Origin of the sequence: Pullulanibacillus camelliae, from assembly GCF_014642655.1 — a bacterium.
In the GTDB taxonomy this organism is placed as follows: domain Bacteria; phylum Bacillota; class Bacilli; order Bacillales; family Sporolactobacillaceae; genus Pullulanibacillus; species Pullulanibacillus camelliae.
On sequence record NZ_BMIR01000007.1, the window covers coordinates 68,704 to 80,926 of the forward strand.

The window sequence follows — 12,223 nt, forward strand, 5'->3', positions numbered from 1 at the left end:
CCAACACCAGACTTGCTTTGCTACTTCCCATTAGAGCGGGGGGCTTAAGCTGTCACTTCAGCTTCACCTTGCTGAAGAAGATACATTTTATGGTAAAGTCCTTTTTGGCTTAAGAGTTCTTGATGATTGCCTCTTTCTACGATTTCTCCGTGATGCAGGACCAAAATTTGATCGGCATCTTGGATAGTAGACAAGCGGTGAGCGATAGCGATAGTCGTTCGCCCTTTTCTCATTTTCTCAAGTGCGGTTTGAATCGCTTCTTCGGTTTCTGTATCAACATTCGCTGTCGCTTCATCCAAAACAAGTATTTTTGGATCAATGGCCATCGTACGTGCAAAGGAAAGCAATTGCCTTTGACCACTGGAAAAGGTTGAACCACGCTCACCAATGGGTTCATCATAACCTTTTGGCAGTTTGGCAATAAAGCGATCAGCTTGCACAAATTGGGCGGAAGTTTTAATTGCCTCGTCGCTGATTGAAGCATTATTTAATCGGATATTGGATTTGACATCACCAGCAAAAATAAAGGGGTCCTGTAAAACCAAGCCAACTTTTGCTCGCAGTTCCTGATCCGAGAATGTTTTTAATGATTTCCCGTCGATGAGAATGTCGCCCTTTTCAATGGGATAGAATCGCATCAGCAGGTTGATAATGGAGCTTTTTCCGCTGCCAGTATGACCAACAAGTGCTACCGTTTCTCCAGGACGCGCTGTGAAGTTAATGTTTTTTAACACTTCTGTTTTCCCGTCATAAGAGAAGCTCACGTTTTTAAACTCGATGTTTCCTGCGGAGATCCTATGAGCCGATTGACCTTCTTGAGTAGGAGCAAGCTCAGTCTCATCTAATAGACCAAAGACACGCTCAGCAGAAACAGTGGCTTGTTGAAAATTCATGAGCTGTTGCATCATGGAATTGACAGGCTCAAAGAAACGATCGAGATAGTTGACGAAGGCAAAGATAACACCGATAGAAACTGAGAGGTGGAAGGACTGAATTCCAAAATAACTTAACACTAAAACAATACCTAATACATAGATAAGTTGTACGGCTGGACGTAGGAGCAAACTATTTAATTTAATATTTTTAAGAGAAGCGTCGCGATGCTCTGTATTAATGTGGTCGAATTCCTTCCGAAGCCTTTTTTCTTGGCGCATCGCTTGAATAATAGCCATTCCCTGCAGAGATTCATTTAATCGGGCATTTAATTGACTGAGTTTTTCGCGAGTCACCCGAAAAATGACCGAGCTTACACGTCGATACAGATACATAAGGACGAATAAAACAGGAAGAATGATTAAGCAATAGGCTGCAAGTTTTACATTAAGTGCGAACATCCCAATAAAGATGCCAATGAGAAAAACAGTGCTTTGAACGATGGTAGAAAGGACTGTGACAAACAGCTCTTTAATCGCTTCAGTATCGTTTGTTATTCGTGAAATTAAGCTCCCACCAGGCGTTTTATCAAAAAAGGACAGGCCAAGATGCTGGACTTTATTAAACACATCCACACGAAGCTGTTGAATGATCTTCAGTGCTACTTTTTGAAAATTAATCAATTGCAAGTAATGAAAGAGAGCTGTAAAGACATAAAGACAAACAAAGCTTACCGCCAAAAGGGTCAACGGTTGCCCATCGAAGCGTCTGGGGGTTAGAAAATCATCAATAAAGATTTTGGCTACGATAGGGCCCAGTACATCCGCTCCTGTTGCAAGTATTAAAATTATAAAAGCAAATAACAATTGCTTTTTATGAGGTGCTGTATACCTCAATAAACGCCTTAACACATGCTTGCGTGTGAGATTTTCTCTTGGATAATTTTCGTTCATGAAGACATCCCTCCTTGTGCAACAAAAGATTCCAGCTGTTGCCGACGATACATGGTGGCATACCATTTGTCATCTGTCATTAACGTGGCATGAGTACCTCTTTCCACAATTTTTCCATCTTCTAAAACGATAATCAGGTCGGCATGTTGAATGGCACTCAGACGATGCGCGGTTATAAAAGTCGTTTTATTTTCACGGTTGTGCCTTAATGAATGAAGAATGGCCTCTTCTGTGCGGGCATCAACAGCTGACAAAGAATCATCGAGTATTAAGATTTCCGGATTCATGAGTAGGGCACGGGCAATGGAGATACGTTGCTTTTGACCGCCAGACATGGTGACACCGCGCTCGCCGACAACGGTTTCATAGCCTTCTTTAAAATTCAAAATATCCTCATGAATATGAGCAAGCCTAGCCGCACGAATGATCTCCTCACGGCTGGCCTCTGGTTTAGCAAAGGCAATATTTTCAGCAACACTAGCTGAGAATAGAAAATGATCTTGTGGCACATAGCCGATGGCTGATCTCAAACTGTGCATTGTATAACGATAAATAGACGTTCCACCAATCAATATATCGCCATCATGACAGTCCATTTCTCGCAATAGCAATTTGATCAGCGTCGATTTACCACTTCCTGTTTTGCCAACAATGCCAATGGTCTCACCTTGCTTAATCGTAAAGTCAATCGCTTCAAGTACTGAGGCGTTTGATTCTCCATAAGAAAAAGTATGGATCGCATAATGAACATCTCCTGTAGGAATAGCTTCCAGTGCCTCTGGTTGGTCAGTGATTTCTGGCTTAATTTTAAGCAAGGCTTGAATTCTGTCATAGGACGCTCTTCCACGCTCAACAATATTGAACAAAATACCAAACGCCAGCATTGGCCAGACAAGCTGTCCAAGATACAAAGTGAAGCTGGTAAGCTCTCCAATCGTTATGGAATGATGGACAACAAAGATCGCGCCAAAGAGGAGCGTTAAGAAATAGGAGAGACCGACAATAAAGGTGATGGTGGGGTCAAATAAAGCATCTATTTTAGCCACCTTAATGTTTTTATTAACAACATCCTCTGATTGCTGCCTAAAGTTCTCTTTTTCAGCGTCTTCTTGCCCAAAAGCCTTGATGACGCGAACGCCAGAAATATTTTCTTGTACGCGATCATTTAACTCAGAAAAAGCAGCTTGCGCTTTGTGAAAATTTTTATGAAGCAAGGAGCCGTAATAGTTCACCGCCCATGCCATAATTGGCATAGGAAGCAAAGCGATAATAGTCAGACGCCAATCGATGATGACAGACATCGAAACGATGACCATCGCCCCCATAGTGAGTGAATCCACAAGCATCAGAATGCCGTCGCCTGCTGCTTCTTGTACAGCGCGAATATCATTGGTCGCATGGGCCATTAAATCGCCGATTCGACGTCTGCCAAAAAATCCGGCAGTCATTGTAGTAAAGTGCTTATAAAGACGATCACGCAATAGCTTTGCCAGATGCATGGAGGAACCAAATATATACATGCGCCATCCATAGCCAAAGCCATAAGCAGCCAACCCTGAAGCAACCAATAAACTCATCCATTTAATCAATGCAGCTGATGTGAGGGTATGGGTACGGATGGCATCAACGATGATCCCAACAACATAAGGAGGAACCATACTCATCAAACTAGAACACATTAATAAAATAATACCGAAAATATACCTCCACTTTTCTTGTTTAAAATACCAAAACATGTCTAAGAATAATTTCATACTTTCACCTCATCCATCGACTAGACGCAAAAAACCCATGGGCGTGTTAAACAGCCCATGGGTGCTTTATTCTATAGTCCTCAATTTTTCGGAAATGATTTATGGAGGTCTGCAGAATTGTTTATAAAGGCTGTGGTCTCGTGCCATTCTTTTGTGCAAGTTCGTGACATTTCTTTAAGGTCTCTCATGACACACACCACGCTTTCTTTAACAATTCTCATAATCCATAAATTATTATATCCTTGAAATTATTAAAAAGTAAAGAGGATTTTGCATTTTTAACAGAAAAATGTCATGTCTATGCTTTATGCGCACGAGCAGAAGAGTTGACATATTATCTTGAATTCGAGATAATCAAATAAAATCAAATGAATCTCAAAGGAGTCCAGATACATGATTCATCTATTTAAAGAAGGTCAGCCTGAACATCCAGTTTTATTGCTCCTTCATGGGACAGGTGGAAATGAACGGGATCTACTGCCATTAGCAGCTTATATCGATCCTCAAGCAGCGGTATTAAGCGTACGCGGTAATGTCAGTGAACAGGGGATGCCACGCTTTTTTAGGCGCTTAGCTGAGGGTGTATTTGATGAAGAGGATCTGATCTATCGAACAAAAGAGCTCAATGATTTCTTAGACGATGCCGCTAAGCAGTATACGTTTAATCGTAAGAACATTGTCGCATTAGGTTTTTCAAATGGTGCCAATATTGCTGGAAGCTTACTGTTCCACTATCAAGAGGCTTTAAAAGGAGCGATACTCTGCCATCCCATGGTTCCAAGGCGGGGTCTTTCTCTTCCTAAGCTAGCAGGGACACCTGTATTCATTGGTGCTGGGCGTCGTGACCCGCTTATTCCCCAGGAAGAAACCCTTGAATTAGAAGATATTTTAATACAGGCGGATGCCAAGGTTTTACTTCACTGGGAAGAAGGCGGCCATCAACTGACACAAACAGAGCTTCATGCAGCCCAACGATGGTATAGCAAAACCTTTTTATAAGGAAGGTAGGCGTGAGCAAACGCTCTTTATTTAAGCTTGCCTTCTGATCGCTTGTCCAAAGGCCTTCAATAGAATCCCCTTATTAGTTCCTCTCGCAAAGCTATAAATACTAATATTACACATAAGCGCCGAACACATTCAATTGAAGTTGTGATGTGTTCGGTTTTTCCATGAACAACAGCTTGTAGCGAACTACTATTTTTTTCAAACATACAGAATATTTATGTAAATCTCTTTTAATTAGATGGACTTTTCCTTTATACTATTAACAGTCCTAATAAATGTTAAAAAGCACTCAAACACTTTTTGTTCAAACCCATTGACGTGTAAGAAAAGACTATGATATGATGAGACAAATATTTTAATTCTTCATCTAACTAAAGTGTTAAACAATGTCAAATAGGAAGGACATGGATGATGCAGTTACCTTCAGGAAGTCAAGATGCTTTAGGTTTAATCGTGAACCAGAGACTAGAAATCTTTGAAAAGTTTCACAGGACAACGACGATACGTGGTTTCAATACGATTTCAACCCCCGTGGTTGAGTATGCAGAAACCTTTACTAATCCTTTCATCGGCATGAAGCTGCAATCGATGCTTAAATGGTTTGATGAGGATGGGGAAATCGAAGTGTTAAGACCGGATTGGACCATTGCCATTGCCCGTGCGTTAGCCAATGATCATTCACATTGTAAAAAATGGGCTTACCAAGGTTCGGTTTTCCAACGGGATAAACCTGGTATGGAGTATAGACAGGTTGGCATTGAGGTTGTAGACACTGATCCAACTTTGGGAGAGTTTGAATGCCTATTCCTAGCCAAACAATTTTTAAAGGAAATTCAGTGTGAGCCTTATTATATAGAACTAGGACATACAGGTTTTTTTGAACAGCTGACATTAGCGATGCAGCTTACCGATAAGGTCAGTGAGCAGCTTCGCCAAGCAATGCATGATAAAAATAAAGATCAGGTTTTCAAGATTGCAAAACAGCATAGTAATCAGCAGCATGCAGAAGAGTTAGTTGAACTGATCAATGCCTTTGGTTCAACAGAGATATTGGATCGCTATGCCACCCATTGGTCGAATCATTCGGAACTATTAGGGATTATCGACCATCTCAAAACCATTGTTAAAGTACTGCAAGACATTGGAATGAATCAGATTTTAATTGATTTAGGTCGGGTAAAAAACCTTCCTTATTACTCGGGTATTATGTTCAGAGGTTTTTCTCAAACAAAAGGAACCACATTATTCTCAGGCGGACGCTATGATCGGCTTTATGATCAATATGAAAGAAAAAGAACGGCAGTCGGCTTAGCCTTCGATGTTGACGAATTGGTCCATCATATAAAAGCACGCTCAAATCAAAAGCGTATTTGCTTACTTGCAAGCATCGATACACTTGCTGAAGCCGAGCTATTATTGCAAGAATACGGGGATTGTATTATCGACATCCAGTTTGAACGAGACGAAGCCAAAACGTATGATCTAGTCTTACAGATTGTTAAGAAAAACGGAGCGATTGAGGTGATTCACCAATGAAATTATGCATTGCATTGACAAAAGGGCGATTAGAGGAGCAATGCTTAGACTACTTAGAACAGCGTGCTTTTGATGTCACCCCGCTCATTGAAAAAGGCCGAAAGCTATGTGTTGAAACGGATCATTTTAAAGTTTTTTTTGCTAAAGGTGTCGATGTCGCTACCTATGTTGAAAACGGCATTGCAGATTTGGGAATTGTGGGTGAGGATATACTCACAGAATATCAGCCTGATGTTTTCAATTTAATTGGCTTACCCTTTGGTATTTGTCGGATGGCACTGGCGGGCATTCCAACCGAGGAAGCGCCGGAAGGAAAACGAACGATAGCCACTAAATATCCTAATATTGCGCGTTCCTTTTTTCAGGAAAAAGGGGAGTCTGTTGATTTAGTCAAATTAGAGGGCTCTGTAGAACTGGCTCCGCTACTTGGTTTAGCCGATGATATTGTTGACATTGTTGAAACAGGGACAACACTAAGGGAAAATGGGCTTGTCGTTAAAGAGGAATTCATGCGGTTTTCCGCGCGCTGTATTGCCAACCGCTCCTCCTTAAAGGTCAAGCGTTCACTAATGCTGCCGTTTATAGAAGCCATCGATAAGGAGAGTGAGCCGCGTCATGTTTCTTCAAATCTATGATAGAAAAACATTTACAGAGCGCTATTTGCAAGTCTCGCGTTCTAATAAAATGGATCCTGACATTCTTGCCACAGCTGAAGTGATCATACAAGACATTCAAAAAAATGGGCAACAAGCTCTGGAAAAATATATGAGAGAGCTAGATGGTGGCCTCCCAGAACAGTGGACTGTAACGGATGCGGAGAAAGAAAAGGCTTGGCAAAGTGTATCACCTGAAATCATTGCCGCCTTAAAAAAAGCGGCTGAAAATATCACGTCTTTCCATCAAAAACAGCTGCAGCAATCAAGAATGATGACAGCAACTGAATCCATCATGAGTGGACAATTGTTTCGCCCGCTTGAACGTGTAGGGTTATATGTTCCAGGTGGGACGGCAAGTTATCCATCAACCGTTTTAATGAATGCCATTCCTGCTAAAATTGCTGGGGTCGAGGAGATAGTCATGACGAGTCCGGCTCGTAACGGCGAAACCATTGCCCCTGTATTATGTGTGGCCGCTGATATCGCGGGGATTCAAACCATTTATAAAATAGGGGGGATACAGGCAATTGCTGCCCTAGCCTACGGTACTGAAAAGATCAGACCTGTCAATAAGATTGTGGGACCTGGTAATGCCTATGTTGCTGCTGCCAAAAAACTGGTCTATGGGGATGTTGGTATTGATATGATTGCCGGGCCTTCAGAAGTGGCTATTATAGCTGATGACACTGCTGAGGCACGATGTGTTGCGGCAGACTTAATTGCCCAGGCCGAGCATGATCAGCGATCGCGTGTCTTCTTATTTACAACATCACAGTCCTTAATTGAAGCGACACAGAAGGAGCTAGAAAAGCAATTACAGACATTGCCACGTCAAGTGATTGCCAAAGCTTCCTTACTCGAGCATGCCGCGCTTGTCTTGGTGACGTCAATCGATACCGCTTTTGAGCTGGCAAATGCTTTGGCTCCAGAGCATTTGGAGATCCAATGTCAGGAGCCATTACAATTATTAGGTAAGGTACAAAATGCAGGCTCCGTATTTTTAGGACATTACACCCCTGAGCCACTTGGTGATTATTTTGCCGGTCCAAATCATGTCTTGCCGACACAAGGCAATGCGGCCTTTGCATCTGGATTATCTGTGGACGATTTCGTGAAAAAGACAACTTTTCTCTATTATTCAAAGGAAGCGCTTGAACAGGCAGCCCCTTACATCGAGACCATTGCCACTGAAGAACAGCTGGAGGGGCATGCACGAGCCGTACGAATGAGATTTTTAGATAGATAAGCACGGTTAAACAGAAGGGGAGTCGGAAAATGAGAAGTGCAACAAAGTCACGCCAAACCAATGAAACGGCCATCGAGGTTACGCTTAATCTTGATGAGCCATCGCGAGTGAGTATGAACACAGGTGTTGGTTTTTTTGATCATATGCTCGAATTATTTGCTAGACATGGACGAATCGGCTTGGAAGTGAAAGCAAGTGGCGATCTACACATCGATAGTCATCATACAGTTGAAGATGTTGGCATTGTTATTGGGCAGCTGATTCGTGAGGCTCTGGGAAGCAAGACAGGGATCACCCGTTATGGTTCTGAATATGTCCCGATGGATGAAAGTCTTGGCTTTGTTGCCATTGATATTAGCGGACGCCCTTACCTACATTTTGATGCCACCTTATCGAATCCAAAGCTTGGTCAATTCGACACTGAACTTGTTGAAGAATTCTTCAGAGCGGTGGCCTTTCAATCGGCGATGACTGTTCACGCCCGTGTACTTTATGGCACGAATACTCACCATCAAATCGAAGCTTTATTTAAAGCATTTGGTCGGGCCTTCTCTAAAGCGATCATGATTGACCCAACCATTGAAGGTGTAAATTCAACAAAGGGGGTCCTTGAATGATCGCCATTGTAGATTATGGAATGGGGAATATCGCTAGCGTGACAATGGCTTTAAAACATTTGGGGCATGACGTTGTGGTCACTGATGATAGCGCAACATTAAAGCAAGCCAGTCACATCATCCTTCCAGGTGTCGGTGCGTTTCCCACAGCAATGGAGGAAATCAAGAAGCGCGGATTAAGGGAGCCACTGCGTCACATGGCGAAAACAACCCCTTTTCTAGGGATTTGTTTAGGTATGCAATTACTTTTTTCTGAAGGGGAAGAGGGTCAGAAAACAGCAGGTTTAGATCTTATACCTGGTAAGGTAAGCAAAATCGAAACCCCATATATTTTACCACATATGGGTTGGAATACACTTCGTGTTCTTCCTGAACATCAAGAATTTTTGCCCTTAAATGATAAGCACGTGTATTTTGTTCATTCTTTTGCGGTAAAGACGTCTCTTGCTCATATCGTCGCGACTACGGATTATGGCACTGAAGTAACGGCAATTGTGAAGCAAGGCCATATTTACGGTATGCAATTTCATCCAGAAAAGAGCGGCATCTACGGAAGAGAATTACTGAAACTTTTTTTAAAGGAAGCGGTGAGTGTATGAAAATTATTCCGGCCATCGATCTGATTGAGGGACAATGTGTTCGGTTATATCAGGGTAAATTTGATCAATCGACTCAAGTTGCTAATGATCCAGAAGAACAATTGGTTAAATTTATGGAGGACGGAGCAAAGCGTATTCACATCGTTGATTTGGACGGCGCGCGTTCAGGACATGCCGAACAGTTTGAGCTGATAGCCCGCTTAGCAAAAAAGGCGACCCTTCCTATTCAGGTAGGTGGAGGCATTCGTTCACTGGAGACAATTGAGCGCTATCTTTCTAGTGGCGTATCTCAAGTTATTCTTGGTACGGGAGCGTTAGAGAATCATGCGTTTACAAAAGCTGCGCTAAGCACCTATAAAGACGCCATCATCATTGGGATCGATGCGCTCCATGGACAAGTCGCGACAAAAGGCTGGGAAACGGTCAGTACCATCAATTATATCGATTTTGCTAAACAAATGGAGGATTTAGGTGTCCAAAGAATCATCTATACTGATATATCAAAAGATGGGACAATGAAGGGGCCGAATTTAGAGGAGTTACAAGCGTTGAGTACAGCAGTGAGTGCCACAATTGTTGCTTCTGGTGGCATAACAACTCCAGACGACCTACGAGCCCTTGAGGAGATTGGTATAGAGGAAGCGATTGTAGGAAAGGCCCTCTATGAAGGGCGTATAAGGTTAGAGGAGGCTCCTTTATGATTGCCAAACGCATTATTCCTTGTTTAGACGTTAAAGACGGTAAGGTGGTTAAGGGTACTAATTTTATTGAATTGCGAGTGGTTGGTGATCCTGTTGCATTAGCAATGGCTTATTCTAACGAAGGAGCAGACGAAATCATCTTTTTAGATATCTCAGCAACGAACGAAGGGCGCCAAACACTCATTGATATCGTCAGAAAAACGGCTGAAAATGTTTTTGTCCCTTTTACCGTTGGTGGTGGTGTCCGAACAATTGCAGATGTGACCACACTTCTAAAAGCAGGTGCTGATAAAGTGGCGATGAACTCAGCAGCTGTACAACACCCAGAGTTGATCAGGGAAGCTTCCTATCGCTTTGGTGCCCAGTGCATTGTCGTGGCCATTGATGCGAAAGCCTTTCCCGATGGCTCTTGGCACGTCATGACCCATGGCGGCAAAAAGGATGCTGGTATTCACGCGATTGAATGGGCCAAACAAGCGGAAGCCCTTGGTGCCGGGGAGATTCTGTTAACGAGTGTTGATCAAGATGGTGTAAAGGAAGGCTTTGATCTTCCTTTAACGCAAGCTATTATTGATGCCGTGAAAATCCCTGTGATAGCATCCGGGGGATGTGGTAAGCCTGCACATATTGCTGAAGTGTTTAAAGAAACCGATGTCTCCGCTGCTTTAGCCGCCTCTATTTTTCATGATCGTACCCATTCTATTTCAGAGGTCAAAAGCTTGTGTCAAAAGGAAGGAGTGAGCATCCGTGCCGTTGAACTTCTCTAAAGGTTTAATTCCAGCCATCGTCATTGATGACCAAACTGAACAAACATTAATGCTGGCATATGTGAATGAAGAAGCCTTTGAAAAAATGTGTGAGACGAGGGAAACATGGTTTTATTCGCGCTCTCGTCAAGCGTTATGGCATAAGGGCGCAACAAGTGGTAACAAACAAAGGGTCAAAAAAATCTTAGTGGATTGCGATCAGGATACGTTGCTCATTCGTGTGGAGCCATTAGGGCCAGCCTGTCATACTGGTGCCCCCTCTTGTTTCTTCCAAGAATATAACTTGGACACGAAAACACTCGAACCGCTGCATTCAGAATCCACTGCTTCTAAAGAACAAGGGATTTATCATACCGTTATGGATGAAATACTTGATCGCCAAACCCATCCTGTTGAAAACTCGTATACCAATTATCTACTTGAAAAGGGAACCGATAAAATTGGGAAAAAAGTGATTGAAGAAGCAGGGGAAGTGGTAATCGCAGCAAAAAATCAAAGTCAAGAAGAACTCATTAATGAAACAAGCGATCTTATTTATCATAATTTTGTCTTATTGGCTGAACAAAATGTGCCATTAAGTGCAGTCGAGGCAGAGCTTGAACGCCGCTTTGCTAAAAAAGGCAACTTTAAGGGAGAACGAAAAGCAGTCAAAGACTGGTAAGATTAAATGAGGGAGCCATAGAAAGAGGCTGGGGAAAAACCCAGTAAATTAAGAGTGGTACCTACCAAAAATTGGTGGGCACCACTCTTTTGAATTAAAAAGTATAAAAGTCTGTTTGGCATCGGAATTGGCAATGTTGATTTCCGCTCCAGAGCGCTCACTTTCCTCATGCCCACACGATGTGGGTAGGGTCGGCGTTGTCACAGGACGTGACGTTTTTAGCCGATCGTCCTTAGCGCCTCAGCTCATTTTGGAATGGATGAATGGTGTTCCAAGTATTTATGAATAAAAACCCCTGTTCCTGCGTCTACGCGTATGCGGCTTCGAAGTCAGCTTTCTCGGAACACGACGTTTATTCGTGAAGTAACGCTGGCCCCGTTCCCGAAGGCGCCAGAGCGTCTTTCGCTCCAATCCACTTGAAAACCGACGCTGCTTTTGGTATTAAAACTCTCACTTATGATGTCTTTCCCAATCCAACGGATACACGCACGTTGATTCCTTTTCTAAATAACATCGAGAAACATTTTTTCGAACTCCCGCATTATATCGTTGCAGACGCCGGTTATTGAAGGGAATCCTCGAAGAGTTTATGACAATGAGAAATGGGAACCACAAAAAGAAACGATTAGAAAACAGCTTTCGGAAGAGAAAACTGATGAAATCTACGGCAAGCATAAAAGTGACGTAGAACCAGTTTTTGGATTTCTGAAGGCGAATTTGTGTTTCACTTGTATGTCAGTCCGAGGCAAAGAGAAAGTGGAAAATGGATTCGGATTTGCGTTTATGGCAGTGAACTTAAGAAAGTACACTGCCCAAACGCTAAATATAACGATTGATGAATAATTCAACAAAAAA

11 protein-coding genes and 1 pseudogene are annotated in these 12,223 nt (G+C 42.6%); 10 read left to right on the forward strand and 2 right to left on the reverse strand.

The features are described from left to right. Positions 1-44: 44 nt before the first annotated feature. Both IEW82_RS08910 and IEW82_RS08915 read right to left on the reverse strand, forming a co-directional pair. Positions 45-1,826, reverse strand: a complete 1,782-nt coding sequence (locus tag IEW82_RS08910) for an ABC transporter ATP-binding protein (RefSeq protein ID WP_229672467.1) — start codon at positions 1,824-1,826, stop codon at positions 45-47. Then, positions 1,823-3,580 carry an ABC transporter ATP-binding protein gene (locus IEW82_RS08915; RefSeq protein ID WP_188692558.1) on the reverse strand — a complete coding sequence of 586 codons (1,758 nt, stop codon included), beginning with the start codon at positions 3,578-3,580 and terminating at the stop codon, positions 1,823-1,825. Before IEW82_RS08915 ends, IEW82_RS08910 begins: the two co-directional genes overlap by 4 nt. Before the next feature lie 393 nt (positions 3,581-3,973). On the opposite strand from IEW82_RS08915, the gene IEW82_RS08920 reads away from it, so the two are divergent. The 10 genes and pseudogenes from IEW82_RS08920 to IEW82_RS08965 form a co-directional block, all read left to right on the forward strand. Further along, positions 3,974-4,579 (forward strand): alpha/beta hydrolase, encoded by a 606-nt coding sequence (locus tag IEW82_RS08920; protein WP_188692561.1) that lies wholly within the window; start codon positions 3,974-3,976, stop codon positions 4,577-4,579. Between the two features lie 414 nt (positions 4,580-4,993). Continuing rightward, positions 4,994-6,121: an ATP phosphoribosyltransferase regulatory subunit gene (locus IEW82_RS08925; RefSeq protein WP_229672469.1), complete on the forward strand. Its 1,128-nt coding sequence runs from the start codon at positions 4,994-4,996 to the stop codon at positions 6,119-6,121. Further along, complete coding sequence (hisG, locus tag IEW82_RS08930; RefSeq protein WP_188692565.1) at positions 6,118-6,756, forward strand: ATP phosphoribosyltransferase; 639 nt, start codon at positions 6,118-6,120, stop codon at positions 6,754-6,756. Before IEW82_RS08925 ends, hisG begins: the two co-directional genes overlap by 4 nt. Beyond that, positions 6,737-8,023, forward strand: coding sequence for a histidinol dehydrogenase (gene hisD, locus IEW82_RS08935; protein ID WP_188692568.1), 1,287 nt, complete (start codon positions 6,737-6,739; stop codon positions 8,021-8,023). Before hisG ends, hisD begins: the two co-directional genes overlap by 20 nt. A 29-nt stretch (positions 8,024-8,052) precedes the next feature. After that, entirely contained in the window at positions 8,053-8,640 is a 588-nt protein-coding gene (hisB, locus tag IEW82_RS08940; RefSeq protein ID WP_188692572.1) for an imidazoleglycerol-phosphate dehydratase HisB, read from the forward strand. Further along, on the forward strand, positions 8,637-9,239 hold the full coding sequence (gene hisH / locus IEW82_RS08945; RefSeq protein ID WP_188692576.1) for an imidazole glycerol phosphate synthase subunit HisH: 603 nt from the start codon (positions 8,637-8,639) through the stop codon (positions 9,237-9,239). Before hisB ends, hisH begins: the two co-directional genes overlap by 4 nt. Further along, complete coding sequence (gene hisA / locus IEW82_RS08950; RefSeq protein ID WP_188692578.1) at positions 9,236-9,940, forward strand: 1-(5-phosphoribosyl)-5-[(5-phosphoribosylamino)methylideneamino]imidazole-4-carboxamide isomerase; 705 nt, start codon at positions 9,236-9,238, stop codon at positions 9,938-9,940. Before hisH ends, hisA begins: the two co-directional genes overlap by 4 nt. Further along, entirely contained in the window at positions 9,937-10,707 is a 771-nt protein-coding gene (hisF, locus tag IEW82_RS08955) for an imidazole glycerol phosphate synthase subunit HisF (protein ID WP_188692579.1), read from the forward strand. The genes hisA and hisF overlap by 4 nt, the downstream gene beginning before the upstream one ends. Next, the gene (gene hisIE / locus IEW82_RS08960) at positions 10,688-11,368 is read left to right on the forward strand and encodes a bifunctional phosphoribosyl-AMP cyclohydrolase/phosphoribosyl-ATP diphosphatase HisIE (protein ID WP_188692582.1); all 681 of its coding nucleotides are present in this window, start codon (positions 10,688-10,690) and stop codon (positions 11,366-11,368) included. Before hisF ends, hisIE begins: the two co-directional genes overlap by 20 nt. 428 nt (positions 11,369-11,796) lie before the next feature. Then, positions 11,797-12,211 (forward strand): annotated as a pseudogene (locus tag IEW82_RS08965) (transposase); the annotation flags it as partial. Between the last annotated feature and the right edge of the window lie 12 nt (positions 12,212-12,223).